28 protein-coding genes are annotated in these 24,985 nt (G+C 51.5%); all 28 read right to left on the reverse strand.

The window, feature by feature from the left end:
• Nucleotides 1-18: 18 nt before the first annotated feature.
• Nucleotides 19-1,428 (reverse strand): DUF342 domain-containing protein, encoded by a 1,410-nt coding sequence (locus tag NI000_RS01320; protein WP_253407415.1) that lies wholly within the window; start codon nucleotides 1,426-1,428, stop codon nucleotides 19-21.
• A 23-nt stretch (nucleotides 1,429-1,451) separates the two neighbouring features.
• Entirely contained in the window at nucleotides 1,452-2,234 is a 783-nt protein-coding gene (locus tag NI000_RS01325) for a FliA/WhiG family RNA polymerase sigma factor (RefSeq protein ID WP_251602969.1), read from the reverse strand.
• An 18-nt stretch (nucleotides 2,235-2,252) separates the two neighbouring features.
• Nucleotides 2,253-2,669 carry a hypothetical protein gene (locus NI000_RS01330; protein WP_253406987.1) on the reverse strand — a complete coding sequence of 139 codons (417 nt, stop codon included), beginning with the start codon at nucleotides 2,667-2,669 and terminating at the stop codon, nucleotides 2,253-2,255.
• A gap of 4 nt (nucleotides 2,670-2,673) precedes the next feature.
• Nucleotides 2,674-3,168 (reverse strand): chemotaxis protein CheD, encoded by a 495-nt coding sequence (locus NI000_RS01335; protein ID WP_054972315.1) that lies wholly within the window; start codon nucleotides 3,166-3,168, stop codon nucleotides 2,674-2,676.
• On the reverse strand, nucleotides 3,165-3,785 hold the full coding sequence (locus tag NI000_RS01340) for a chemotaxis protein CheC (RefSeq protein WP_253406989.1): 621 nt from the start codon (nucleotides 3,783-3,785) through the stop codon (nucleotides 3,165-3,167). The genes NI000_RS01335 and NI000_RS01340 overlap by 4 nt, the downstream gene beginning before the upstream one ends.
• Before the next feature lie 5 nt (nucleotides 3,786-3,790).
• Entirely contained in the window at nucleotides 3,791-4,252 is a 462-nt protein-coding gene (locus NI000_RS01345; RefSeq protein WP_036676403.1) for a chemotaxis protein CheW, read from the reverse strand.
• A 51-nt stretch (nucleotides 4,253-4,303) separates the two neighbouring features.
• Nucleotides 4,304-6,355: a chemotaxis protein CheA gene (locus NI000_RS01350; protein ID WP_253406992.1), complete on the reverse strand. Its 2,052-nt coding sequence runs from the start codon at nucleotides 6,353-6,355 to the stop codon at nucleotides 4,304-4,306.
• A gap of 48 nt (nucleotides 6,356-6,403) precedes the next feature.
• On the reverse strand, nucleotides 6,404-7,519 hold the full coding sequence (locus NI000_RS01355) for a protein-glutamate methylesterase/protein-glutamine glutaminase (RefSeq protein WP_253406993.1): 1,116 nt from the start codon (nucleotides 7,517-7,519) through the stop codon (nucleotides 6,404-6,406).
• A 55-nt stretch (nucleotides 7,520-7,574) separates the two neighbouring features.
• Nucleotides 7,575-8,444, reverse strand: coding sequence for a MinD/ParA family protein (locus NI000_RS01360; protein WP_253406995.1), 870 nt, complete (start codon nucleotides 8,442-8,444; stop codon nucleotides 7,575-7,577).
• The gene (gene flhF / locus NI000_RS01365; RefSeq protein WP_253406997.1) at nucleotides 8,437-9,735 is read right to left on the reverse strand and encodes a flagellar biosynthesis protein FlhF; all 1,299 of its coding nucleotides are present in this window, start codon (nucleotides 9,733-9,735) and stop codon (nucleotides 8,437-8,439) included. Before flhF ends, NI000_RS01360 begins: the two co-directional genes overlap by 8 nt.
• Nucleotides 9,732-11,765 (reverse strand): flagellar biosynthesis protein FlhA, encoded by a 2,034-nt coding sequence (gene flhA / locus NI000_RS01370; protein WP_253406999.1) that lies wholly within the window; start codon nucleotides 11,763-11,765, stop codon nucleotides 9,732-9,734. The genes flhF and flhA overlap by 4 nt, the downstream gene beginning before the upstream one ends.
• A 24-nt stretch (nucleotides 11,766-11,789) precedes the next feature.
• Complete coding sequence (flhB, locus tag NI000_RS01375; protein WP_253407000.1) at nucleotides 11,790-12,881, reverse strand: flagellar biosynthesis protein FlhB; 1,092 nt, start codon at nucleotides 12,879-12,881, stop codon at nucleotides 11,790-11,792.
• A gap of 18 nt (nucleotides 12,882-12,899) precedes the next feature.
• The gene (gene fliR / locus NI000_RS01380; protein WP_253407002.1) at nucleotides 12,900-13,682 is read right to left on the reverse strand and encodes a flagellar biosynthetic protein FliR; all 783 of its coding nucleotides are present in this window, start codon (nucleotides 13,680-13,682) and stop codon (nucleotides 12,900-12,902) included.
• A gap of 12 nt (nucleotides 13,683-13,694) precedes the next feature.
• Nucleotides 13,695-13,964 (reverse strand): flagellar biosynthesis protein FliQ, encoded by a 270-nt coding sequence (fliQ, locus tag NI000_RS01385; protein WP_025850740.1) that lies wholly within the window; start codon nucleotides 13,962-13,964, stop codon nucleotides 13,695-13,697.
• Nucleotides 13,965-13,989: 25 nt separating this feature from the next.
• Nucleotides 13,990-14,754: a flagellar type III secretion system pore protein FliP gene (gene fliP / locus NI000_RS01390; RefSeq protein WP_253407011.1), complete on the reverse strand. Its 765-nt coding sequence runs from the start codon at nucleotides 14,752-14,754 to the stop codon at nucleotides 13,990-13,992.
• Nucleotides 14,751-15,224, reverse strand: coding sequence for a flagellar biosynthetic protein FliO (locus tag NI000_RS01395; RefSeq protein WP_253407012.1), 474 nt, complete (start codon nucleotides 15,222-15,224; stop codon nucleotides 14,751-14,753). The genes fliP and NI000_RS01395 overlap by 4 nt, the downstream gene beginning before the upstream one ends.
• 231 nt (nucleotides 15,225-15,455) lie before the next feature.
• A complete protein-coding gene (locus tag NI000_RS01400; RefSeq protein WP_010491286.1) occupies nucleotides 15,456-15,818 on the reverse strand; it encodes a response regulator in 363 nt (120 codons plus the stop codon).
• A gap of 50 nt (nucleotides 15,819-15,868) precedes the next feature.
• A complete protein-coding gene (gene fliY / locus NI000_RS01405) occupies nucleotides 15,869-17,131 on the reverse strand; it encodes a flagellar motor switch phosphatase FliY (RefSeq protein WP_253407014.1) in 1,263 nt (420 codons plus the stop codon).
• Nucleotides 17,121-18,122 carry a flagellar motor switch protein FliM gene (gene fliM, locus NI000_RS01410; protein ID WP_025850745.1) on the reverse strand — a complete coding sequence of 334 codons (1,002 nt, stop codon included), beginning with the start codon at nucleotides 18,120-18,122 and terminating at the stop codon, nucleotides 17,121-17,123. The genes fliY and fliM overlap by 11 nt, the downstream gene beginning before the upstream one ends.
• A 40-nt stretch (nucleotides 18,123-18,162) precedes the next feature.
• Complete coding sequence (locus NI000_RS01415) at nucleotides 18,163-18,618, reverse strand: flagellar basal body-associated FliL family protein (RefSeq protein WP_193394388.1); 456 nt, start codon at nucleotides 18,616-18,618, stop codon at nucleotides 18,163-18,165.
• A gap of 25 nt (nucleotides 18,619-18,643) precedes the next feature.
• On the reverse strand, nucleotides 18,644-18,865 hold the full coding sequence (locus NI000_RS01420) for a flagellar FlbD family protein (RefSeq protein ID WP_163857859.1): 222 nt from the start codon (nucleotides 18,863-18,865) through the stop codon (nucleotides 18,644-18,646).
• A 54-nt stretch (nucleotides 18,866-18,919) separates the two neighbouring features.
• Nucleotides 18,920-19,744 carry a flagellar basal body rod protein FlgG gene (gene flgG / locus NI000_RS01425; protein ID WP_253407016.1) on the reverse strand — a complete coding sequence of 275 codons (825 nt, stop codon included), beginning with the start codon at nucleotides 19,742-19,744 and terminating at the stop codon, nucleotides 18,920-18,922.
• Between the two features lie 161 nt (nucleotides 19,745-19,905).
• Entirely contained in the window at nucleotides 19,906-20,283 is a 378-nt protein-coding gene (locus tag NI000_RS01430) for a TIGR02530 family flagellar biosynthesis protein (protein WP_010491298.1), read from the reverse strand.
• Nucleotides 20,280-20,729 (reverse strand): flagellar hook capping FlgD N-terminal domain-containing protein, encoded by a 450-nt coding sequence (locus NI000_RS01435; RefSeq protein WP_253407018.1) that lies wholly within the window; start codon nucleotides 20,727-20,729, stop codon nucleotides 20,280-20,282. The genes NI000_RS01430 and NI000_RS01435 overlap by 4 nt, the downstream gene beginning before the upstream one ends.
• A gap of 34 nt (nucleotides 20,730-20,763) precedes the next feature.
• Nucleotides 20,764-22,239 carry a flagellar hook-length control protein FliK gene (locus tag NI000_RS01440; protein ID WP_253407020.1) on the reverse strand — a complete coding sequence of 492 codons (1,476 nt, stop codon included), beginning with the start codon at nucleotides 22,237-22,239 and terminating at the stop codon, nucleotides 20,764-20,766.
• Nucleotides 22,240-22,265: 26 nt separating this feature from the next.
• Complete coding sequence (locus NI000_RS01445) at nucleotides 22,266-23,189, reverse strand: magnesium transporter MgtE N-terminal domain-containing protein (protein ID WP_253407022.1); 924 nt, start codon at nucleotides 23,187-23,189, stop codon at nucleotides 22,266-22,268.
• A 26-nt stretch (nucleotides 23,190-23,215) separates the two neighbouring features.
• Nucleotides 23,216-23,656 (reverse strand): flagellar export protein FliJ, encoded by a 441-nt coding sequence (fliJ, locus tag NI000_RS01450; protein WP_253407024.1) that lies wholly within the window; start codon nucleotides 23,654-23,656, stop codon nucleotides 23,216-23,218.
• An 8-nt stretch (nucleotides 23,657-23,664) separates the two neighbouring features.
• Nucleotides 23,665-24,984 (reverse strand): flagellar protein export ATPase FliI, encoded by a 1,320-nt coding sequence (gene fliI, locus NI000_RS01455; RefSeq protein ID WP_253407030.1) that lies wholly within the window; start codon nucleotides 24,982-24,984, stop codon nucleotides 23,665-23,667.
• Nucleotide 24,985 lies beyond the last annotated feature (1 nt).

A 24,985-nucleotide genomic window follows, 5' to 3' on the forward strand; every position in this document is an offset into this window, starting at 1 on the left:
GTACGCGTACGTCAGCCTTTATACGATAGGAAGCATCGCGATATCTCCGTCGATCAGTTGAAACCTAACGCGGGGAGAAGTATCTTTAATGAATTTGGTATATCGGCCGATCACGATTTTCGTTCCGCTGTAGGCGTTGGCAATGACTTCGACCTTTGCTTTTTCCGAGTCCTCAAGCGATCTCTCAATTTCCAGCATTCGCTCTCTGGAGCTCGCAATTTCTTCCGTAACCTGTTTCTTGGTATGGTTCAGCTTAACCCGCATCGCCACTTTGTCCGGCCCAAGCTGCCCCGTGGCTGCCAATTGGTCGAGCAGCACAAGCGCCTTATCCGTCTTATCCAGGTTCTCGCTCAAAGCTCTTTGCTGGATACGAAGCTGCTGAAGCTCGTTGCGGAGCTCCGGCAAGACCCCGACTTCGATGACCGTAGCCGTCGACATAGAGTTACCGATCGTCCGGGCAATGACTGCGTCGCCCGCTTGAATCATTCCTCCGACAATCAGTCCCTTGGTGCCTTTGCATACAACTTGATTTCCCGCGCGTACTTGAGAATGCATAATGCTTTGGCTGACCAGCACTTCTTCTCCCGCTGCGACATTGGCATCCTGGATGAAAGAGCTTTTTACCCGTTTTCCGGCACGAATCGTTCCTTTGTTATGCCCAAGGATTCCCGCGCTGATCTCAATGGAGCCAGCTGCCTCCAACTCTGCGGCGTCCACGCTACCTGTAATGCGGATATCTCCCGCCGCTTTGATGCGAAAGCCCGGCAGCACGTTGCCGCGGATGACGACGGACCCGACAAAATCAATATTTCCGACATTATAGTCGACATCCCCGTTCACTTCAAAGATCGGAAAAACATTGATTTTATCCCGGTCCGTCTTGGTGACCATTCCGTCAATGGCTGCATAAATGGCCGTCTGCTCCGGGTCGGTCACGACATTTTTGCCAAGCTTGAGGCGCGCATCCTTCCCGTCCTTCGCAAAAAGCGTTTCCCCGGTTACCGCGCGTCCCGGGACGCCCAAGGCGGCCGGAATTTTTTGGGCGATCAACTGCCCCTTTTTCACGTTATGGATCGTTGTCACTTCTTTATAATCGACCTTGCCGTCCTCCAGCTCGGCCGGGCGTTTGGATTTGTCGTCCAAATCGTACATCATCTGGACACGCCCGTCCTGACCATTCTTCGGCGCATCGCCTTCGGCGATCACCGTCTGAGAGAAGAAGAACGCCTTTGGATCGTCTACAATCGCGGCGATTTTCTCCTCATCTATGCCGTATACGATGTGATACGAGGCAATCAATTCCATAAGCTGTCCTTTGGTAACGCGGAACGAATCCTCGCAATTCGCAAACTTGAGGTAAGCGAACAGCTTGTCGTCGGACAACGAAATATCCATATAATAGCTGAGCGGCATCGCCAGATCGGCCATCATTCTCCCCACTTTCCGACCCCTTAGTCATAAAATAGCTGCGACTTATGACGGCTCAAAGAACCTTTTAACCGCAGAATCGCTTTTGAGTGCAGCTGTGATATTCTGGATGGGGAAAGATTCATGACTTCGGCGATCTCGCTTAAAGACAATTCTTCGTAATAAAAGAGGGATACGACGGTCCGCTCTTTTTCCGTCAACCGTTCGATAGCTTTAGCTAACGTTTCCTTTAAATATACTTCATTTACTTTGGATTCCGGACTTTTCACCTTTTCGTCAATTAACAAAGAAAGCCGTGTCTCCGAATCTTCCTCCCGGATAGGATCGTCGATCGAACAGACGGTCGTCACTGCGATCTCCTGTACCATCTGTTGAAATTCCTGTTCGCTGACATCCAGATAAGAGCTGATTTCACTATCGGTTACGGAACGCAAGTATTGCTGTTCGAGCTTTTGATAAGCGTCCTCGATCTTCTTGGCCTTCTCCCTCACGGAACGGGGAACCCAGTCGCCTTGACGGAGCCCGTCGATCATCGCTCCGCGAATACGCCAGGAGGCATACGTTTCAAATTGCAGTCCCCGCTCGTAGTCGAACTTTTCGATGGCATCGATCAAGCCCATAATACCGCAGCTCGATAAATCTTCTTTCGAAACGTTTTTAGGCAGACCGATGGAAAGACGACCCGAAACGTAATCGACCAACGGCAAATACGTTTCGATGAGCGCCTGCTTCGCTTTCAATTGTCTGTCTTCTCTCCATTGCTTCCAAACATCGATATTCGCCAAATGGGATTTTTGCGCGATCATGACAGATGGTCACCATCCTTATTCTTCAGACATTCGGCGAACCGCCTGTGCCAATTCGTCAGGACTCCCTTGTATCTTCGTTGAGAGCTTCGGCGGATTCAGCGGGGAAAAATCGGTCTCCGCGGCGTCCTTCGGACCCGGCGACGGTTTCAGCATCTGATGCAGCTCCGCATCCTGATCGGGCGTTACAACATCGACCGCCGTTCCTTTAAGCTCATCCTCTTCTTCCGAATGCTCAGGAATCGGAGCGCCCGCCAATCCAGCAACCGTGCCAAGCAGCCAACGGAACAAAAATACGATTACAAACATCAGGACAAAGCTGTAGAAGCTGCGAATCAAGGTAGTCAGCCAAATATTGTCGGTGATCGACAATGCAAAGGTAATGACGAATGCCGCGGCTCCTACGATAAAGTTCCAACGTATCGATCCGATCATAGGTTTACAATTCCTTCACTCCGTGTTGTACGCTGCGAATCATGAGCATACCGGATTCGCAGTCGAATTCGATGGTTCGCCCGTAATTGCCGCCGGTATCTTCGGCAATAATCGGGATCTGGTACCGGCTGAGCATTTCCTTGCAGGACTCGACATTCCGCGGTCCAATCCGCATCGTGTCCGATTGGGAGCCGAATGCGAACATTTGTGCTCCACCGGCCATTTTGGCAACCATGCGCTTCACTTGAGCCCCAAGATCCTCCATCAGGCGAATCATTTCGGGGATTGCCGTATCTGCATATTTCGCGATGTTCAACTTTCCTTCTCTGGCAATATCCGAGGTCGGCAGCATGACGTGGGCCATTCCGGCTACTTTGGCCTTGGCATCGAACAAGGTAACGCCCACGCAGGAACCGAGCCCCGTCGTCTTGAGCACACCGGTCAAGTGAGCGACGTTCAGGTCGGCCATTCCTACTTTAATCAGATTGTCTTGGATCATGGAGTATGCACTCCCAAAGCAACGAAAATACGTTCGAAGGACTCCGGGTCCGGGATGAGGAAGAAATGCCCTTCCACCTCATCGCTTCCGTCCAGAAACTTCGTGTCGATCAAGAGCGCCTGGTCCCCCATTTGACCGAATTGGAGCAGGCCGTAGCTCAGAATGGCTCCCGCCATATCAATCGCAAGCGAAGGAACGGTCGGCTGCATGTTCAGCTGTGTGAAATCCGCCAGGGACGACAAGTACGAGCCCGCCAAAATGTTGCCGATCTCGTTGAGCGCGGACAACTCCATTTCGGAGTACTCTTCGTCTTCCACCGCGTCCATTCCGACCAAGTTACGAAGAAGCTTCTTGGCCGACTCGAACTTCAGGATAAAGAATAAATTTCCCGGCGTTTCCCCTTCGACTCTCAGAAATATAGCGATAACGGCTTCCTCGGCTCCTCCTACGCTGTCCGCGATTTCCTCGAAAGGAACCATTCGCACTTTGGGCACAAGCATATCTACAGGCTTATCGAGCAGTTGCGAGAGCGCAGTAGCCGCATGTCCGGCACCGATATTTCCGACTTCCTTCAGCACATCCATTTGAAAATCGGCAAAAGAATTAAATGCTTCCACTAGGCCTACTCCTCTACATTCTCCAGTTGAACGATCTCGCTCTTGGTCAATACTTCCTTCAGGTTCAGCAGCACAAGCAGCCGGCTTTCGCCTACTTTGGCAATCCCGTGAAGATACTTGGCCTTAATGCCGCCTACGATTTCCGGCGGATCGTCGATATGATCCGAATCCACATCGATGACGTCGTTGGCCGAATCGACAATCAGGCCGACTTCGATGTCGCCGACGGCAACGATAATGATCCGCGAGTTGTCGGTATACTCGGTCTCCGGAAATCCGAAGCGGCCGCGCAGATCGATGACGGGGGTAACAACACCGCGCAAATTGATAACGCCTTTGACAAATTCGGGCGTTTTCGGAACCCTGGTCATCGGCTGCATCCGTTCAATGGTGCGGACCTTCTCGACCTCTACCCCGTATTCTTCCTTTCCTAAAGTAAACACGATGACTTTCAATTCTTCTCCCATACTCGCAGCCTCCTTAAGTTATCGCGTGAATGTAGCCGTCTTTGCGTCCCGCTATTTAATCAAGGCATTCGTATCGATAATTAACGCGACTTGTCCGTCTCCCAGAATGGTTGCACCGGAAACCGCAAACAGCTTGGTCAAATATTTGCCGAGCGTCTTCAGCACGATTTCCTGCTGGCCGATAAATTCGTCGACGACGAGCGCAGCCATTTTATCGCCTTTGCGTATGATGACCACTTGCGTCTCGTTCTCGGAAATATTCGTACCTCCCGGCACATCGAACAGATCGGCCAAGGATACGAGCGGGATAACCCCGGTACGGTACTCGACCATGCGATTGCCGTGAACCGAGCGAATCTGTTCTTGACGGACAGCCATCGTTTCCACAATGGAAGAAAGCGGAATAGCGTACTTCTCGTTATTGAGCCGGATCAGCATCGCCGAGATAATCGACAGCGTCAGCGGCAGCTGAACGGAAAATTTGGAACCTTTCCCCCATACCGAATCAACTTGGACTTGTCCGCCGAGACTTTGAATCTTCGTCTTCACGACATCAAGTCCGACCCCGCGGCCGGAGATGTCCGATATTTTATCCGCGGTGCTGAAGCCGGAGGCAAAAATCAACTGATTGACCTCGTCATCCGTAATGCGCTCGGCTTGTTCCTTGGTCAAAACGTTGTTTTCCAGAGCTTTTTTCAACACTTTGTCCCGGTTGATGCCGCGTCCGTCTTCCTCGATCTCGATAAACACATGGTTTCCGCTATGATACGCGCGCAGATGAATCGTTCCGGTCTCGGGCTTTCCGATGGCAACGCGCTCGGCAGACGGCTCCACGCCATGGTCGACGGCATTCCGGAGCAAGTGCACCAACGGATCGCCGATTTCGTCGATGACCGTCCGGTCCAATTCAGTATCGGCGCCGGTGATGATCAGATCTACCTTTTTGTCCAGCGTCTTCGCGACATCCCGGATCATGCGCGGGAAACGGTTAAAGACGGTATCGATCGGCACCATGCGCAGCTTCAGTACGATATTTTGCAAATCGCTGCTGACCCGTGACATATGCTCGACGGTTTCCGTCAGTTCGCTGCGGCGAATTTCGCTGGCAAGCTGCTCCAACCGTACCCGATCGATCAACAACTCGCTGAACAGGTTCATCAGCGTATCAAGCCGCTCGATGTCGACGCGGATCGTGCGTCCGGCTACAGGGGCACCGCCTGCAGCAGGCGCTTTTTTGGCTTCCTGCTTCGGCGCTTCCTGCGTCGATGCGGCGGCTGTCTCGGCTTGCGCCTGCGCGGCCGCTGCGTTGGACCCGGAAGGCGGACTCATAAGCTCAGTCAGCTTGGTCTGATCCAAAACGATGACGTCCGCTTTATCGATTTCGGATACGCTCGCGACTTGCTTTTGCAGCTCATCGCTGTCGATTTGGGATATGTAATAAACGACGAACGATTGATCAAATCGCTCCTGCTCGATATCTTCCACGGAAGGATTGGACTTGATGACCTCCCCGTTCTGCTCGAGCACGTTGAACACCATATAAGCGCGCGCCGCTTTTAACACGCAATCTTGTCGAACCGTTACTTCCAGGCGAAGTACAGGAATACCCGCTTCGATGGACTGGAGAAGAATCGAATATTGAAATTCGTCAAGCTCTCCCCCGGCGATAGTTGTTGGCGCCGCTTTGGCGGTCGTGCCTCCGGCTCCGCCGCTCTTGGTGTAATCGCCGGAAACGATGGACTTCAGCGCGGCAACGATTTCGGTTACGTCCGCTTGGCCTGTACCGCCTTGAATGATGTTCTCAACCATGGATTCCAAGGAATCCAGACTTTTGAACAGGCAGTCGAAAATAAACGAATCCATCTTCAGCTTATGGTTGCGGACGAGGTCCAGCACATTCTCCATCTCGTGAGTCAGCGACGCCAGATCTTCGAATCCCATCGTCGCCGACATTCCTTTCAACGTATGCGCCGACCGAAAAATATTTTGCACGATCGTGATGTCTTCCGGGCTGCTCTCCAGACTGAGCATCTGTTCGTTCATCGCTTGCAAGTGATCTCTCGACTCATCGATAAACATCGAGAGGTATTGATTCATTTCCATATCTACACCTCCATCATGGTAATTGCTCTATCAAGGCTTACCCGGAAGTCAGGGCTCGCGGGCGACGGCTTGTACCAGCTTCGCGGTAATTTCCTGCTGGGGGAGCACATGCGTTACGCAATTCAGCTCCACCGCCGCACGGGGCATCCCGTAAACGATGCAGGTGTCCTCCGATTCGGCAATCGTCGTTACGGCTCCGGATTGCTTCAGCGCCAGCATCCCTCTGGCTCCGTCGGAGCCCATACCGGTCATGAGCACGATGTGGCGTTTAAGCTCCCTCATCGGCAACAGCGATTCGAAAAGCACGTCCACCGACGGCCGGTGTCCGCCGCGCGGATCTTCTTTAGTCAGATGGATCTTGTAAGAATGGTTCCCATTGCGAGCGACGGTCATATGATAGCCGCCAGGGGCGATATAAGCGGTGCCGCTCTCCAAAATCATGCCGGCTTCCGCCTCAACCACCCGCAGCCTTGAAACGGAATCGAGCCGCTGCGCCAGCGACTTGGTAAAGTTAGGAGGCATATGCTGGACGATAACGACCGGAGCGGGAAAGTACTCCGGGAAATCGGACAACACCTGATGCAGCGCCCGAGGCCCCCCGGTCGAGGTGCCGATGGCGACGATATGTTCGAATCCAGCCGTACCTGTAGCGGGGCGCCGTTCCATCCTTGGGGCCGGTTCCGAGAACGGCCGCGGATCTTTCGGCACCTCCGGCGCTTTCAGCGACGGCTTGCTCAACGCGGAACGAGACAGCTTGCGCATGTTCGTTTTTACCGCGATGTGCAGTTTTTCGAGCAGCAATTGCTTGACTTTATGCAAATCGAGTGAAATCGAACCCGACGGTTTTCCGACGAAATCGACAGCCCCCCATTCGAGCGCTTTGATGGTCTCCGCCGCGCCTTCCTGGGTCAGACTGCTTAACATGATGACCGGAACCGGGTGCTCATTCATGATCGCGCGAAGCGCATCCAACCCGTTCATTTCCGGCATCTCAATATCCATGGTGACAGCATGGGGATTCAATTTTTTGACCAGCTCGACGGCTTCCTTGCCGTTTTTTGCGGTTCCTACTACCCGCAGCGCCGGGTCCCCCGATATAAGGTCGGTGATGATTTTTCTCATAAAAACCGAGTCATCCACCACAAGCACATCATAAGGCTGCATACGTTTCACTCCTCTGCGTTGTGTCTGAAATCTGAAGGTCGGAGGACGTTCTCTTTTATTTAAGCAGCTTAATCATTCGGTTCAAGAAGCCTTTGACCGCCCCCGAGCTCATTTCCGCCGGCTTTTGGTTCGCAATAAAATCATCGGTCAGATCGTAGATCGATTTGGATGCGCCGCTCGACGGAAAAGCTACGGTAAAAGGCACCTGCTTTTTTACGGCCTTGGATACCGCAGCATCATCAAGCACGTAGCCGATTGTTGGAATGTCCAGATTCAAAAATTGCTTGGCGACCATACTGATCTTTTCGGCGGTTTGCCTGCCTTCCCGCCAATCGGTCACCCGATTGACGACCAGCCGGAAGCGAATGTCGTAATCCATCGCGCTTACCATTTTGATAATGGCATACGCATCGGTAATCGAGGTCGGCTCTGGCGTCGTCACCACGATCGTTTCTTGTGCGGCAACGATAAACTTGAGCGTTTCTTTGGACAACCCGGCCCCCGTATCGAAAATAATAAAGTCCGCATGTCCGTTCAGCTGGCCGATTTGCTCTTGAAAATAATCCAATTGTTCCTCGGACAGCCGAATCAGGTCGTTAAAACCGGATCCGCCTGCGATGAATTGCAAATTGTTATAACCCTTATGAATGATATCCCAAATCGTCTTTTCTTTTTTCAATAAATGATACAAATTGTACTTCGGCGTAATTCCCATCAGCACGTCGATATTGGCCAGACCGATATCGGCGTCGAAAACAAGTACCTTGAACCCTTTTTTTTGAAGCGCAAGAGCAAAATTAAGTGTAAAGTTCGATTTGCCGACCCCGCCCTTACCGCTTGTGACAGCGAGAATGCGTGTCGGCTTTTCTGCGGAGTTGGCTCGATGCCTGATCAGATTCCGAAGCTCTTGTGCCTGATCATTCATGGTTGTTATCCTCCAGAATCCAATCGATCAGCTGCCTCTCGTTCAACTCCTCGATATCGTCGGGAACGCTCTGTCCGTTGGCGATATAAGAAGTCTGCAATCCGAAATCGCGGATCAGGTTAACGACGGCGCCGTACGAATCGGTCTCGTCCCTTTTCGTAAACAATACTTTGTCTAATTTGAACTTGCTGAAGTTGTATGTAATGGCCTTCATATCTTTATATTTGGTCGTTAGGCTGAGCACCAGGAACGTTTCACTCTTCCCTCCGGATTGAAGCAGTGCATTGAGCTCCGAAACGTACATCTCGTTGCGGAAGTTCCGACCGGCCGTATCCATAAAAATAAGGTCGCAGTCTTTCAAATTCTCGAGTGCCTTGTTCAAATCCAGCGGGGAAAACACAACCTCAAGCGGAACGTTCAAAATGGTAGCGTACGTCTTGAGCTGCTCCACCGCGGCAATGCGGTACGTATCCGAGGTGATGAACCCGACCTTGCGGCGGTGCTTCAGCACTTGTTCCGCAGCCAGCTTGGCAATCGTCGTCGTTTTGCCGACGCCTGTAGGCCCGACAAAATGAGCGATTCGGGTATCGGAAGCGATCCCTTTGCCGTCCTGCGACTGAAGCAGCGTTTGGAGCTGGTTCCGGAGAGAATGGACCGCGAATTGTTCCGTGATCGGAATGTCCTCGGCTTCGGCTTCCTCCGATACCCGGGCCAGAAGCTCCTGAACCATCTGCGAGTCGATCTCCTGATCGAGCAGCCGGCGCTCCAGTTCCACTAAAACCGGATCTTGGGCTGCCTCCGGCATACGCTGTGAAGAAAGCTTCTGCATCATTTCTTTCATTTGCTTGATCTCTTCAAGCAGCGTATCTTCCTTTGCTCTGCTGCTGACGGATGCCGGCGGAGACCCAACAGGACCGGCCTGAGGAGGCGGGCTTGCCGGGAGCACGTCCGGCACTTCGGGAAACGAAAGCGTCGGCTGCACTTCCCGCTCCCGTTCCCGCTGCACCCCGTAAGCGGCAGTTGCAGCCGTACTCCCCACAAGCGTATTAGCCGCCGGGGCAGCCGGCTTCGCCAAGGTAGCGGTGGCCGACCTGCCGGTAGCCGGTTGTCCGCTTCCGGCTGCCGAATCCGTGGCAGCAATCACTTCGATCTTTTTCTTCGAAAACATGCCGAGAAATCCGCCGGAACGAATTTCTTTCGTATTGATGATGACAGCGTCTTTCCCGAGGTCCGTGCGAATTTTTTGCAGGGCATCCGGCATGGAGTCTACGACATACCGCTTCACTCTCATAGATTAACAACCCCCATGCTCTGAATTTCAACGCTCGGTTCCAGCTCGCTGTAAGATAAGACCGGAATGTCCTGCATCGTGCGTTCAAGCAGCTGCCTCAAGTACATGCGAATGGTGGGCGAGGTGAGAACGATTGGCTGCTGACCTGCTTGAAGCAGCTTGGTTACTTGATCGGTAACCTTCTGATAGATCACTTGGCTGGACGTCGGATCGAGCGCGAGATAGCTGCCTTGGTCGGACTGTTGTACCGACTCCGCAATTTTTTTCTCGAGCGTCGGCCCGACGGTAATGACCTTCAGCGACTCGCCACCGATCGTGTACTGCTGCGTAATTTGTCTGGATAACCCCTGCCGGACATATTCCGTCAGCACTTCCGGATCCTTCGTATACGTACCGTAATCGGCGAGCGTCTCCAAAATGGTGACGAGATCGCGGACGGATATTTTTTCGCGAAGCAGCTTGACCAGCACTTTTTGTACGTCGCCAATCGACAGAACGTTCGGGATTAAATCGTCGACCAGCGCCGGGTGATGCTCCTTGACGTTCTCGATAAGCGCCTTCGTTTCCTGGCGGCCCAGCAGCTCGTGAGCATGCTTTTTAATAATTTCCGTCAAATGCGTCGCTACGACGGATGGCGGATCGACAACCGTGTAGCCGGAAAGCTCGGCCCGTTCTTTAGTCGGTTCGTCAATCCATAGCGCCGGCAGCCCGAAGGCCGGCTCCAGCGTATCGATCCCTGTAATCGAATCGTCATCGATTCCTGGACTCATCGCCAAGTAGTGACCCAGTAGCAAATCGCCGCGTGCGACCGTATTGCCTTTAATTTTTATGACATATTCGTTCGGACGCAGTTGAATATTATCGCGAATCCGGATCACCGGTACGACGATTCCGAGCTCGAGCGCGCACTGTCTGCGAATGAGAATGACGCGATCGAGCAGGTCTCCGCCCTGCTGCGTATCCGCCAGCGGGATAAGTCCGTAGCCGAATTCGAACTCGATCGGATCGACCTGCAGCAAGCCGATGACACTTTCGGGGCTTCGTACTTCTTCGATCTGCTGTTCCTCCTCAAGCTGAACTTCAGCAGCTTGCTTGCGGTTCATCGTCTGCTGCATTTTGTAAGCTGCGAATGCAAGCACGGCAGCGATCGGCAATGTAGTGATCAGATGGATCGGCGTGAAAATGCCCAACGCTGTAATCGTTCCCGCTACAATATAAAGCAGCTTCGGATAAGAAAAGATCTGCGATGTCAAATCATGCGCCAAGTTTCCTTCGGAAGCCGCCCTCGTCACAATAATCCCCGCTGCGGTAGAGATCAGCAGCGCCGGAATTTGGCTGACGAGACCGTCCCCGATCGTCAGGATCGAATAGAGCGCTCCCGCTTCACTAAGCGACATTCCTTTCATCGCCATTCCGATAATCAAACCGCCGATGATATTGATCAGCAGCATGATAATACCCGCGATCGCATCCCCTTTGACGAATTTGCTCGCACCGTCCATCGCGCCGTAAAAGTCGGCCTCGCGCGAAATTTTCTCGCGTCGTTCTCTGGCCTGCTGTTCGTTGATCAGCCCTGCGTTCAAATCCGCGTCGATACTCATCTGTTTCCCCGGCATCGCGTCGAGCGTAAACCGTGCGGCTACCTCGGCAACCCGCTCCGAGCCTTTGGTAATGACGATAAACTGCACCAGCACCAAAATGATAAATACCACAAAGCCGACGACAATGTTACCCTGGGCAACGAACGATCCGAAGGTGCTGACCACGTTGCCCGCGTCCCCATGGGCCAAAATGTTTCTTGTTGTCGATACGTTCAGCGCAAGCCGGAACAAGGTGGTGATGAGCAGGAGCGACGGAAAAATGGAGAACTGAAGCGCGTCCTGTGTGTTCATGCCGATCAAAATGATCATAAGAGCAGCCGATATGTTGATAATCAGCAGGACATCCAGCAACCATATCGGCAGCGGGACGACCATCATCAGAACGATGCCGATCACGCCGATCAGCACGACCAGGTCTTTTGCTTTCATTGCAGGGTGTCCTCCTTTCCGGGATTAGTTCGCTTTTCCTTTAACTTTGTATACGTATGCCAGCACCTCGGCTACGGCCTGAAACATATCGGCCGGTATCGATTCTCCGATCTCAACCTGCGCGTATAAAGCGCGGGCGAGCGGTTTGTTTTCCATCGTTATGATGCCGTTATCCTTGGCAATCTGCCTTATCTTCAAGGCGATATAATCGGTCCCCTTGGCGATAACGGTAGGCGCCTGCATCTTGGAGGCATCGTATTGAAGCGCGACGGCAAAATGCGTCGGGTTCGTGATGACGACGTCCGCTTTAGGAACGTCCTGCATCATCCGCTGCAGTGCCATGCGGCGCTGCTTCTCGCGGATCTTCCCTTTAATCAGCGGATCCCCTTCCGTTTTCTTATATTCGTCTTTAATATCCTGCTTGGACATCCGCAAGCTCTTCTCATACTCATAACGCTGATAAATGTAATCCAAAATTGACATGACGATCAAAATCAAACCGATTTTAATTCCCAATTGCAGTGTCAAGGAGGCGGTGAAAGCGATGATTTCTTCCAGCGGCAGCCGCGCAAGCTGCAGTATGTTGTCCTTTTCCGCCATTAGCGTCGAATAAACAACAACGCCGATGACCGTCATCTTGAGCACCGATTTGAGAAAATCGACGATGGCCCGCATGGAGAACAGCCGCTTTGCCCCTTCGAGAGGGTTAATTTTGCTGAATTTCATCATGAGCGGTTCGCCCGTAAACAAAAAGCCGATCTGCACATAATTACCGACAACGCCGATGACCATCGAGATCAAAAAAATCGGACCAAGAATCAAAAACATCTGTGTGGCGATCTTTTCGAATAACACCATACTGTTATCCATGGTGACGTTCATATTGAGAAAATCGATAAAGATCGAGCGAAACAAACCGACGAGTCGCTCTTTCATGTAGCCTCCGAACAAGAAAAACGATAAGAAGGAGAAAAACAAGATGAAGGCGGCCGGCACTTCCATGCTTTTGGCCACTTGCCCTTTTTTGCGGGCTTCTTGTTTTTTCTTAGGCGTTGCCGCTTCCGTTTTCTCTCCCGAGAACAATTGCAAATCCAGCTTTAAACGTAATGCAGCCACGGCCTGCCTCCTCACACGCTAACTGCCAGCGAACAATCCGAAAAACTTGGCCATCGTTTCCAGCATGGTCGAGAATTTCTCTTTGTAGATCAATTCGTATCCCGGAAACAAGAGAAGCAGCAGAATAAAACCAACGATAATCTTCACCGGAATCCCGATGACGAAAATGTTGAACTGCGGGGCTACCCGAGCGAGAAGCCCAAGACCGACATCGGTCAGAAACATTGCGACGACAAGCGGCGCCGCCATTTGAAAACTAATAGCAAATACTTGAGAGAACGTCTTCAGCATAAAGTCCGAAAGCTGACCGTTATAATTTTTAACAAACAAATCGTTGTTCAAAGGAATCCATTCGTAGCTTCGCATGATTCCTTCGAGCAAGTAATGATGACCGTTGAAGCTTAAAAACAGCAGCATGGCGATCATGTACTTCAAGTTGCCCAGAATCGGACTTTGCGCTCCTGTTAGCGGATCGATCACGTTCGCTATACCGAACCCCATCTGAAGGTCGATGAAGGCACCGGAGATCTGAACGACCTGAAAGAACATATACGCTATGAAACCGAGGCTTAATCCCACAAACACTTCCCGGACAACGGAAAGAATATACAGTGAATCCATAGCCACCGGCGTCGTCAGCCCGATGCTGAAGAACGTAATGAAAGCAACGAAAAACGATAGCCCTACCTTCAGCTGCATCGGCACATTACGGGCCGCAAATACGGGAGCGACGACAAAAAACGAAGAAATCCGACAAAAAAACAACAAAAATCCGGGAAGATACTGCAAAACCCACTCCATTTCACCCACAACCTATCCCACGTATTTATACAGGTTATTCAACAGATTATAGGTAAAATCAACGAGTGTCGTCAGTATCCAAGGACCGAATATAAGTATCGCAAGCAGCACAACGACGATTTTCGGAACAAAGGCAAGGGTCTGCTCCTGGATTTGCGTCGTCGCTTGAAATACACTGATGATCAAGCCGACCGCCAGCGCCAGCACCATCATCGGAGCGCTGGCTTTAAGCGTGGTGTATACCGCTTCTCCGGCTAATCTGATTACAAATTCCGAGCTCAAAGTGCTCTCCTCCCGGCTGGTCCGTCTATGTATTGTAACTGAGCAGAAGCGAACGAACGACGAGATACCAACCGTCCACAAGAATGAACAGCAAGATTTTGAACGGCAACGAAATCATTACCGGCGGCAGCATCATCATCCCCATCGCCATCAGCGTACTGGCAATGACCATATCAATGACCAAAAACGGAATAAAGATCATAAAGCCCATCTGAAACGCCGTCTTTAACTCGCTAATCGCATAAGCAGGAACAAGTGCCGTAAGCGGTGTATCTTCCACTCCGCTTGGCCGTGGCGCCTTGCTGTAATCCAGGAACAGCTTCAAATCTTTCTCCCGGGTATGCTGAAACATGAACTTCTTGATCGAAACGGATGCTTTCTCCAGCGCTGCCGTCTGGGTCAGCTCTCCCTTAAGATAGGGCTGCACAGCCGTTTGGTTGATGTCTCCAAGCGTTGGCGCCATGATGAAAAAGGTCAGAAATAACGCAAGACCTATCAGCATTTGGTTCGGCGGCATTTGCTGCGTACCGAGCGACGTCCGGACAAAGCCGAGCACGATGACAATTCGGGTAAAGCTGGTCATCAGAATCAGAATGGCCGGAGCGATGCTGAGAATGGTAATCAGCAGCACGATGGTAATGGCGCTCGAAGCCCCCTGCGTATTGTCGGATGTCCCGATATCGATGTTGATTCCGGGAATCGGATCGGCCGCATAGGCAGTACTTGCGAGCGAACCGCACAGAACAAGAAGAATCAGCAGGAAAATGAGCCTCTTATTGAATTTCATCATTTATCATTCAACCGATCTGAATTAGTGTCTTGCTTGAGCAGCTGTTCCATTTGTTTCTTCTGATCCGACATATGCTGGATTTTTGTGTGAAACACCTCTTGGAACGAGGCTGTCACTTCTATGTCTTCTTCGATTGCCGGCTTGTTGCGAAGCTTTTTGAGCCAGCCTCCGATGGAATCGAAGGTCGGGCCCGCAAACGCCGGGCCGGAAGACATCAGCTCCGTAATCAAAGCGACCTCGGTTTCGTCCTCGATCTTTTCGAGCAGTTGAATGTTCTCCCCCACTCCGACGATATAAAGCGAACGGCCGATTTCGACAACTTGAATCGATTTATTTTGTCCGAGCGGCAGCCCACCCAAGGAACGTATCGACCGCCCGGATAAAAATTTATTTTTCTGCGAAATCATCTTCACGATGACCAGAAAAATTCCGATAATAAGTAAAAGAAAAAAAAGGACTTGGAAGATCATCCAGAACGTGCCCCCTGAACTACCTTCCGTTACAAGTCGATCCGGTGTGCCCAGCATTCCCGCCCCAGAAGGGGCCGGGTTCTCCGATTCCGCGAAACAAACAGCAGCAGGCCATACTGCTGTTTGCATCCAAACCATGGCAACACCGGACGATAACTTGGCTATGAGTCTTCTCAACATTTCACTTTCCTTTCAATTTGCGCAAGACCCATCGTTCGACCCTGGTTGAAATTATCCCAAGGTTTTCTTGATCGCTTCAATAACACGGTCCGCCTGAAACGGCTTCACGATGAAATCTTTGGCGCCTGCCTGGATCGCATCGATAACCATAGCCTGCTGCCCCATAGCAGAGCACATAATGACCTTGGCATTTCCATCAAGCTTCTTGATTTCTTTAAGCGCATGGATACCGTCCATTTCCGGCATCGTGATGTCCATCGTAACCAGATCGGGGCGGAGCTCTTTAAATTTTTCAATCGCTTGTGCGCCGTCGTTTGCTTCTCCGACAACTTCATAGCCATTTTTCGTTAAAATATCTCGAATCATCATTCTCATAAATGCTGCGTCGTCTACAATCAAAATACGGTTTGCCATGGGTAACCATTCCTCCTATAGGATGCTTAAGTAATCTTGTTGGTTGATTATTATTGTAATTTTTGAATCCGATCCCATTGATTCACAATATCCGTCACGCGGACACCGAAGTTTTCGTCAATGACGACGACTTCGCCTTTAGCGATCAATTTGTTATTGACTAAAATATCGACAGGTTCCCCGGCCAGCTTGTCCAGTTCGATGATCGATCCTTGAGACAATTCGAGAATGTCCTTAATGACCTTATGCGTACGACCCAGTTCGACCGTCACTTTAAGCGGGATGTCCAGCAGCAGATTCAAGTTCGTATCTTCTGCAGGGGATAGCTGCGGGTGACTGAAATTGGCGAATTGAGCCGGTTGGACGTTTACTCCCCGTGCCGTCGGAACACCGTAGTTGGCCGGCTGCGGCGGATAAGCTTGCGCTGCAGGCGGAGTCATCGGCGGCTGGTAAACCGGCTGCTGATAACCGTGCTGCGGCGGCGGTTGATGCCCTGCCGGAGGCTGCGAATAAGGATCTTGTCCGAAGGCGCTCGGCGCGGCAAAGGCTGGCTGTTCCGGGACCGGTTGGGAAACGGGCGCGGATTGTGCAGGCGCCGGTGCAGGTTCCTCTATTGCGTCTCCACCTCCCATTAAAGTAGACACCATCTCTCTGGCGAAAGGGACCGGCAGCAGCTGCATGATGGTCGAATCAATCAGGTCGCCGATCGTCAGTCGGAAAGAGATTTTGATAAATACATCTTCTGGAGGCAGGGAGGCAGTTCCTTCCCCTGACGCTAAATTTAATATGTCGATTCCCGGCGGCGAAATATTGACAAACCGGTTGAAGATCGTCGACATCGATGTAGCGGACGAACCCATCATTTGGTTCATCGCTTCTTGAACCGCGCTGATATGAATTTCGCTAAGCTCTTCCGTTTGTCCCGTTCCGTCTCCGCCCATCATCAAATCGGCGATAACCTGGGCATCCCGGGTTTTAATCACCAGAAGGTTGATCCCATGAAAGCCGTCGACGTAGTTCACATGGACAGCCACGTGCGGCTTCGGAAACTCGTCGGCGAGTTCAGACTGAGCGATGATGGATACTTTTGGAGTCGTAATATCCACCTTTTTGCCAAGCAGGGTGGAAAGTGCAGTAGCCGCGCTTCCGAATGTAATGTTTCCGATTTCGCCAAGCGCATCTTGCTCCAAAGAAGACAAATAATCTTCTACTTGAGGAACAAACTCGGAAATAGCGGAGGATTCGCCATCACCCGATTGTCTCAATAGCGCATCGATCTCTTCTTGAGACAAATAATCCTTGTTATTCGTCATTCTCTTCCACTCCTTCTTCTTGGACAATCTCGCTGATTTGGACAGCCAGCTTGCCTCGCGTCGTTCCGGGACTGCCGTAAAACTTCAACTTTTCCCCTATGCGAATGTCCAACGGCTCGTTCACGGATTTACCAAGCGTGATGACATCCCCGGCGTTGAGGTTCAAAAACTCCCTCACGGAAATTTGGGAAGAACCCAACTCCGCGATAATCGGCAGTTTCGCTTTATGCAGTCTGGACTGGAGAGCCGTAAGCTCCTCCGGCGCGCTTGTTTTTTTCTGGGAAACGAACCAATGGTGCACCGATAGTCTCGGCATAATCGGTTCGATGACGACATGCGGGATACACAGGTTGATCATCCCGGTCGTGTCGCCGATTTTGGTGCTGAGCGAGATCAGCGCGATCGTTTCGTTAGGCGATACGATCTGCATAAACTGCGGATTCGTTTCGAGCGCTTCCAGTCGCGGAGACAAATCGATAACCGTCTTCCAAGCCTCCTGCAAACTGTCGAAGGCCCGGCTGAAAATCCGTTCGATGACAATGGTCTCGATCTCGGTCAACGCATTGATCTTCGTTGGCGATGTCCCCGCTCCGCCTAACAGCCGATCCAGCATCGCAAAGGCTACGTTCGGGTGAACCTCAAGCACCATGCGGCCTTCCAACGGCTCCGCTTCAAAAATGTTGAGAATCGTCATCTTCGGAATGGACCGGATGAATTCGTCGTAAGGCAGCTGTTCAACCTGCACTACGTTGATCTGGACAAAGGTTCTAAGCTGAGCGGAAAAATACGTCGTCAAATATCGGGCAAAGTTTTCATGAATTCGGGTTAAGCTCCGGATATGATCCTTGGAGAAACGCACGGCACGTTTAAAATCGTACACCCGTATTTTTTTCTGCGTCTCTTCCTTTTTAAGCTCCTCCGCATCCATTTCCCCTGAAGAAAGCGCCGCTAGCAGGGCGTCAATCTCATTCTGTGAAAGAACATCAACCATTAGCGTCACCTCCTTTGAACTGCTGCATCATGCTATGTAGTTATTGGAGTACGAAATCCGTAATCAAGATTTGATTCATTTTTCCCGATTGGAGAAGCGGGTTCATTTTATTCATAAGGGCGGAAGTGAGATTGTCGAAGCCTTTGCTTCCCGATACTTGCTCCGGTGTCATATCGGATAGCGTTTGAATGACAATGGCCTTCATTTGGCTGTCCAACTTCTCAAACTCTTCCTTGGCCTTCTTATTTTCCAGTTCAAAGGCAAAGCTCAATTTAATGAATTTGCCATTGCCCCCGGCCAAATTGGTAAGCACGTCTTTCATGATGACTGTATTTTGCTTGACCTCATCCGGGGTCAGCTTTTTGGCTTGTTTTACGTCGCGGGCAGAACTTTGCGCCTGCTCTTGAGGGTTCTGATTCGCTTTATCCATATAGTTCCACAGTACGAACGCAGCCGTCAATATCAATGTAATCGCAATAAGAATAGCAACAACCATTATGAAAATTCTGCTTTTAAACAACTTACGACCCCTCCGAATTCAGGCTCTTAACCGTACCGCCGACAAGACCTACGGTTTGCAAAAAGCGGTGTACGGTGTCCATTACTTCCGCCACCGGCTCGAGCACCATGATTTTTTTACCGGTCACCAGCGTGATCATAGTGTCCGGCGTTTCTTCGATTGATTCGATCAAAAGCGCGTTCAGGACGATTGCTTTCCCATTAAGCCGTGTCAGGCGGACCATCGGTTACCTCCGAAAGGATAAAATCGGGGGAGAATTACTCCCCCTTGAAGCAAACTATCGTTTCAGATTGACGACTTCTTGAAGCACTTCGTCGGATGTAGTAATAATTCTCGAGTTGGACTGGAAGCCGCGCTGAGCGACAATCATTTCCGTAAATTCGGACGTTAAATCCACGTTGGACATTTCAAGCTGACCGGAGATGATAGCGCCGGTTCCCGTAGTTGGGTTGTTTGCCGTGGATCCGTTCGGGTCGATTGCTTCCGTATTCGAGTTTGGCGTCGTCCGGTACAGGTTGCCTCCGATTTTCTCCAACCCGCCAGGATTTGTTACTTTGGCAACGGCGATGAACTGATTTGTCGGCGTTGCAGCCCCGTCAGCTCCGATGGCGATAATTTCGCCGGACTGCGAAATCGAGAATGCGGTAACGGTCTCTTCCAGCGCCACAGCTGTACCTCCGGTGTTCAAAACAAACATACCGTCCGCCGTAACGAGACGACGTTGGGCATCCAGATCAAAGTTACCGGCACGTGTAAGGAGCGGCTGCCCATTTACATCAGTAGTTGGTGACACAAGGAAGAACCCGTCTCCGTCAATACGCAAATCCGTTATTTTATTCGTTGTTTGGGCGCTGCCCGGGGTGTGGAGAGTATCGATAGCGCCAACCGTCACGCCAAGTCCGATTTGTTTGGCATTAACGCCGCCAACCGTATCCGTCGGGGCCGTTACGCCTGAAATCTTTTGGCTCATGATGTCTTTGAACGCTACGCGTCCGGCTTTGAAGCCGTACGTATTCACGTTTGCGATGTTGTTGCCGATGACGTCAAGCTTTGTTTGAAAGCCTCTCATACCCGAAACGCCGGAATAAAGCGATCTTAACATCGATAGTTATCCTCCCATATTGCAACTGCGCATCGATGGATGAAAACAGTTGTCAATGATGATGTAATTAACGTTAGTTACAGCAAGTTCTATAACACTCGTTCTTCGGTTGTTTCAGTCGGTCCACAACCTCGGCCTCCGAAATTCGGGCCGGCCTATCGCTACGAAATAATCATGGCCGAGTCGATTTGGGTAAATACGTTGTCCTTCATCGATGCTCCGTCCATAGCTGTAACTACCGTGCGATTCTTGATGTTGACGATCAGAGCGGTATCGTTGATCAGCATCAACGAATCCTTTGCCCCTTTGCTCGCGGCTTTGTCAATCGCGGTGTTAAGCTTGACAAGCTGCTCGGGCCCAAGCTGAATGCCCCGCTGCCGCAAACGTTCTTCCGCGTGATGACTGAACCGCACGAGCTGATTTTGCAGCATCGCATCGAACGAGGTTGTCTGAACCCTCGGTTCCGGGTCCGTTCGTCGTACGGGCTGCGGCGCCACGGCATTCGGAAACAGGCGACCAACCGTTATTCGATCCGTCATGGAGTTACCTCCGGATTGGAAATCTGGCTGATCTGATCCATCTTCACTTCGTCGCCGTTAATTTTTGCGTACTGCTCGTCCTTCTTCATAAGGATGGACTCCACAGTTCCGGTTTTGACGATAGATTTGTTGTTTTTGTCAACGTAGGTGTAGGTAACCTTTTTACCAATCAAACTGGATGCAAATCCAAGCGACTGCCGAAGCATTTTCATTTCCGAACTCATTTTGGCGAGCTGCTCGACGGATGTAAATTGAGCCATCTGAGCGATGAATTCTTTATCCTGCAGCGGCTGCGTCGGATCCTGGTTTTGCAATTGGGTCATCAGAATTTTAAGGAATTCATCTTGTCCCAATTTCCCTTTTTCATCGGCCTTGCCGGCGTTCTGAATATTTCCTTTGGCGTAATACGGCCATATATTTCTGGTGCTGACATTTGAATCGGGCACGGTTTCACCCCCTGCTCCATCGGTGTAAGCTTACTTAGGCCGTAACGTCAATCGATCCGGTTCCCAGACTGCCTGCGGTGCTCGAAGTCATCGCTTCTTCCTTCAACTCGTCTTCCATCGCGGCAATTCGGCCGCTGGCCGCTTTCTGCTGCTTGGAGGATTGTCCGGACTGCTGCTGCTGGCGTCCTTCCTGGAACATGCCGGACTGGTAGTTCTGGCTCTGACTTACTTCGAGCTTCTCCACCTGGATGCCCTGACTTTGCAGTGTCGTTCTCAACTGCGATAACTGGCTCTCCAGCATTTCCTTACCGGCCAAGCTGTCCGCTACGAACTGGGCAATCAGTTGTCCGTTATGCATGGTCAATTTAACTTCGACATGTCCGAGATGCTGAGGATACAACGAAATTTTAGCCTCGGTCATCCCGTCTGCCGACGTTCCCATAAATATGGAACGAACGACAAACTGCGTCATGTCCTCCGAAAAAGTAGCTGCCTGCATCTGTACAACCGGCGCTTTTATCTGCGCATGATTGCCTTGCTGCTTAATGTATTCGTGCAGCGGCATCGGCTGACTTTCCGTACTGTCTGCCATTCCCGCGTTTAACGGTTCAAACAGAGGCCCTTCGTCGGCTTTCGGCGGATCCATATGAAGCTGTACCATCGCCGCCTTCGCTGTAAGCGCTTCGAGCTTTTGCACCGGGCTGGAGACCACTTGGACAAGCTTCCCGGCATCCGAGGATGGAGCTGCTTCCGCTGTCGCTGCAGTCTGTATAGTAGAAGAAACACGGCGTTGATCGGCGCTAGGTTTTTGCAGTTCGCTTAATTTGGACGCGGCCGACAACAGAACAGCCGGCAACTCTTTCACCGCTTGCTGAAGCTTCGAGTCTGTTTTCCCTTCCGCTACCAGGTCTTTCAACTGTTTCAAAATGGCGGCGGCTTCCTGTGCCGTCAGCGCTTTGGGCTGCTGTATCGCGCCAAGTTCATCCGTCTCCGACCCCGCAGGCGTATCCACCGTAGGCGTCAAAGGAATAAACAGCAGCGGATTAAGCGCATCCGCACTCTCTTCCGCGTTGTTTCCTTCGCCTGTTGGAACAGCCGTTTGACCGTTCTCCGGCTGACTCAAGGGAAGTGCTGCAAGCAGCGCTTGAAGCTGCAGCAACCAGGCTTGCAAATCCGGGTTGTTTATCAGCGCGTTCGCATCCTCGCCTTTTGCCGAGTCGAGCAGTTGGATTAAGCCGTCGATTTGTTGAGCCGTTTGAGCCTGAGCTTGATCCGCCGTCTGCGGGAGCGCGGCAATCAAAGGAGCGATCAACTGAGCAATTGCCGACAAGCCGGCGGTTCCTGCGGTGGTGGCTCCCGCTCCGGAAGCATCGCCTGTCATCATTCCGTTTAGAGCCGACGAGAAGGATCCGGCCCCTCCGGCTGCGCTCCCCGTACTGGCGGAAGCGTTCGATCCGGCAGCGGATGTCCCGGCAGATGCGGCCACAGGAGTTTGTGTTGAAATTTCCATCTTTTTTCACCTCCTTTCCATTGTATTTATTGAACCAGTCGGGCCGAGATCAGCGCTGCGGTTTCTTTGGACTGATCCGATATGGCCGCCAAAATTCTGGAGCGTCCGCCGCTGTCCATAGAACTCAAGATGGAGATCACTTTGTCGGGATTCGATTTCTGCATTTCCATCAAGACGGTAGCCGCACTTTTGGGCGTCATATTCGAAAACGTGCTGCCCAAATCGTCTTTGCTCAGCTTGTCTGCGGGCTGCTTGCTCTGCGACGCCAATTCTTTCAAGCGTTCCTGCAGGGCTGCAATTTCCGTATCCCTTACGTTCGTTTGGTCCTTCAGCAGAATCGAGGCGTCAGCAGCCTTCTTCGGGTCCATCTTCTCCAGCACCTTTACGCGCTCGTCCGGTTTCATCATCCCAAGCACCAAAACCAATTCTTTGGAGGTTAAGTTCTCCATAATCGGTGCCGATTTGCTCGGCGACATCTTCGCATACATGGTAGCAAGCTGTTGAATTTGATGCGCATATTCCTCGTCGCTCAAAGTCTTGCTTTTTGCGCTTTCTTCCAATGTACTGTTCTTGAGCTGCAATTCCTTTATCGTCTCATCCCGCTGCTGCAGCGAGGCCTCCGCCTTTTTCAGCGCCTGCTCCAATTCCTGAAGCTTGGCCGTCGTACCGGCATTCGCATTCTCCTGTGCCGGAGCGGACGACTCGGTCCCGGCAGATTGAGCCGTTTCCTGCTTGTCTGCCGTCTCCTTCGTTTTCGGGTCCGGGATGATGCTGTTTACGATAGGAATTTTATTGGCTGCCCGAAGGACGTTGTTCATCACATCATAATCAAAAATCGTCAACAGAACACCGAGCAGTACAGCTGTAAAAACAAAAGGGATCAGGAACCATATTAAAAACCGCTCCATAGCTCCGTAAGAGGAGGACTGCTCCGTATCTGTGTTTGCCACTTCCTCACCTCCCGCATTTTCATGAATTACGAAAGCCGTTTAAAACGATTCGTCGCCATTTCGTCCAATTGATTTTGTTCATTCTTCAAAACCTCGGTAGAAAAATGCTGAAACGCTCTTTCTTTCGCTTTCGTCCAAACTTTTTCTTCAATCATCTTACCGGTTAAATCGTCCTGTTTGAGCTGTACGATCGTTTTGGCTGCTTGCACATCCCGATGCTTGAGCTGAATGCGACCGTCAATATGGTTCACGTAACTTTGCATCATGAGCAGGTTGGATACCGTCGTTACTTGGCTGGAAGACTTGTGCAGCTCCTCCTGCATCTCGTGCTTGGCTTTCTCCAGTTCGGCCAGAGAAGATTCCTCTGCACGCATCTTACCGATCGCTTCGGACAGCATCCATTCCGCTTGCGTTTTCTCGTTCATCTTCAAATCAACGATTTTTTGAAAAGCGTATCGAAACCGCATGCTCCTTCTCATCCCCTGTAAAATTCTCGAATTAGCCTTTCCTGCGCTTCCGCGTATGTCAGCTTCTCCGTGACGCGTTGTCGCGTATAATCCCATATCGCTTGTATAGAGTCGAGAGATTGATCAATTTCTGAATTTGATCCTCGCTGGTACGCCCCGATATTGATCAGATCCTCCGAATCTTTATACACAGATAGCAATCTTTTCAAGTTCTCGGCCGCAAGCTGTTGCTCGTGAGGAACAATTTCTTTCATCACCCGGCTAACGCTGGCAAGAACGTCGATAGCGGGGTAGTGCCCGCGGTTGGCTATGTTACGGTTCAACACGATATGACCATCCAGTATTCCCCGTACAGCATCCGCAATTGGCTCATTCATATCATCCCCGTCGACAAGAACCGTGTAAAAGGCCGTAATGGAACCCTTGGGTCCGGTGCCCGACCGCTCCAGCAGCTTAGGGAGCGTCGCGAATACGGAAGGCGTATAACCGCGAGTTGCAGGAGGTTCGCCTACCGCCAAGCCGACTTCACGCTGTGCCATGGCAAACCGGGTCACCGAGTCCATCATCAGCATCACGTTCATCCCGCGATCGCGAAAAAATTCGGCGATCGTCGTAGCGATCAGCGCACCCTTGATCCGGATAAGCGCTGGTTGATCCGACGTTGCAACAATGACAACCGAACGGGCCAGCCCTTCGGGACCGAGATCGCGTTCGATAAAATCGAGCACCTCTCTGCCGCGTTCTCCGATAAGCGCAATCACATTCACGTCGGCTGACGTATTGCGGGCGATCATTCCCATCAGCGTACTTTTACCGACACCGGACCCGGCGAAAATACCGACGCGCTGTCCCTTGCCTATCGTCAGCAAACCGTCGATGCAGCGTACACCGACGCTGATCGGATCTAGAACGCGCGGCCGTTTTAACGGATTGTTAGGTATATTATTAGTAGAATATTGTGTCATGCGCGACGGCAAAAACGTTCCGTCGAGCGGTTGACCGAGCCCGTCCAGCACTTTGCCGAGCAACTCGTGTCCTACCTGCACCGTCAGCGGTTTGCCGGTACCGACCACATCGCAGCCTGGACCGATCGCATGAAGCTCGCCGAGCGGCATAAGAATAACCTTGTTGTTCTTAAAGCCGACAACTTCCGCTTTCAGCGGCTGGTTCGATTTGAACGGATAGATGTAGCATACATCGCCGATGCTCGCATCCGGTCCCTCCGATTCAACCGTTAATCCAATGACTTGAGTGACTTTTCCGTTTACGCGCACCGGGTCGATTTGACTTAAATGCTCTATGTATTTCTGCGCGGATGGCACCTGCATG

The sequence above is a fragment of the Paenibacillus tyrphae genome (genome assembly GCF_024158745.1).
Taxonomy (GTDB): domain Bacteria; phylum Bacillota; class Bacilli; order Paenibacillales; family NBRC-103111; genus Paenibacillus_G; species Paenibacillus_G tyrfis_A.

What these genes read in the sequence shown, in the direction of transcription:
- NI000_RS01350 (WP_253406992.1), bottom strand. Translation starts at nt 6,355, where the DNA reads ATGGAAATGAATCAATACCTCTCGATGTTTATCGATGAGTCGAGAGAT.
- NI000_RS01415 (WP_193394388.1), bottom strand. Translation starts at nt 18,618, where the DNA reads ATGGTTGTTGCTATTCTTATTGCGATTACATTGATATTGACGGCTGCG.
- NI000_RS01440 (WP_253407020.1), bottom strand. Translation starts at nt 22,239, where the DNA reads ATGGAAATTTCAACACAAACTCCTGTGGCCGCATCTGCCGGGACATCC.
- fliP (WP_253407011.1), bottom strand. Translation starts at nt 14,754, where the DNA reads ATGATGAAATTCAATAAGAGGCTCATTTTCCTGCTGATTCTTCTTGTT.
- NI000_RS01320 (WP_253407415.1), bottom strand. Translation starts at nt 1,428, where the DNA reads ATGGCCGATCTGGCGATGCCGCTCAGCTATTATATGGATATTTCGTTG.
- NI000_RS01335 (WP_054972315.1), bottom strand. Translation starts at nt 3,168, where the DNA reads ATGATCCAAGACAATCTGATTAAAGTAGGAATGGCCGACCTGAACGTC.
- NI000_RS01345 (WP_036676403.1), bottom strand. Translation starts at nt 4,252, where the DNA reads ATGGGAGAAGAATTGAAAGTCATCGTGTTTACTTTAGGAAAGGAAGAA.
- NI000_RS01330 (WP_253406987.1), bottom strand. Translation starts at nt 2,669, where the DNA reads ATGATCGGATCGATACGTTGGAACTTTATCGTAGGAGCCGCGGCATTC.
- NI000_RS01430 (WP_010491298.1), bottom strand. Translation starts at nt 20,283, where the DNA reads ATGACGGATCGAATAACGGTTGGTCGCCTGTTTCCGAATGCCGTGGCG.
- NI000_RS01355 (WP_253406993.1), bottom strand. Translation starts at nt 7,519, where the DNA reads ATGCAGCCTTATGATGTGCTTGTGGTGGATGACTCGGTTTTTATGAGA.
- flhF (WP_253406997.1), bottom strand. Translation starts at nt 9,735, where the DNA reads ATGAGAGTGAAGCGGTATGTCGTAGACTCCATGCCGGATGCCCTGCAA.
- NI000_RS01395 (WP_253407012.1), bottom strand. Translation starts at nt 15,224, where the DNA reads ATGATCTTCCAAGTCCTTTTTTTTCTTTTACTTATTATCGGAATTTTT.
- NI000_RS01420 (WP_163857859.1), bottom strand. Translation starts at nt 18,865, where the DNA reads ATGGTCCGCCTGACACGGCTTAATGGGAAAGCAATCGTCCTGAACGCG.
- NI000_RS01400 (WP_010491286.1), bottom strand. Translation starts at nt 15,818, where the DNA reads ATGGCAAACCGTATTTTGATTGTAGACGACGCAGCATTTATGAGAATG.
- flhA (WP_253406999.1), bottom strand. Translation starts at nt 11,765, where the DNA reads ATGAAAGCAAAAGACCTGGTCGTGCTGATCGGCGTGATCGGCATCGTT.
- flgG (WP_253407016.1), bottom strand. Translation starts at nt 19,744, where the DNA reads ATGTTAAGATCGCTTTATTCCGGCGTTTCGGGTATGAGAGGCTTTCAA.
- fliR (WP_253407002.1), bottom strand. Translation starts at nt 13,682, where the DNA reads ATGGAGTGGGTTTTGCAGTATCTTCCCGGATTTTTGTTGTTTTTTTGT.
- fliI (WP_253407030.1), bottom strand. Translation starts at nt 24,984, where the DNA reads ATGCAGGTGCCATCCGCGCAGAAATACATAGAGCATTTAAGTCAAATC.
- fliJ (WP_253407024.1), bottom strand. Translation starts at nt 23,656, where the DNA reads ATGCGGTTTCGATACGCTTTTCAAAAAATCGTTGATTTGAAGATGAAC.
- NI000_RS01325 (WP_251602969.1), bottom strand. Translation starts at nt 2,234, where the DNA reads ATGATCGCGCAAAAATCCCATTTGGCGAATATCGATGTTTGGAAGCAA.
- fliY (WP_253407014.1), bottom strand. Translation starts at nt 17,131, where the DNA reads ATGACGAATAACAAGGATTATTTGTCTCAAGAAGAGATCGATGCGCTA.
- NI000_RS01360 (WP_253406995.1), bottom strand. Translation starts at nt 8,444, where the DNA reads ATGAATGATCAGGCACAAGAGCTTCGGAATCTGATCAGGCATCGAGCC.
- fliM (WP_025850745.1), bottom strand. Translation starts at nt 18,122, where the DNA reads ATGGTTGATGTTCTTTCACAGAATGAGATTGACGCCCTGCTAGCGGCG.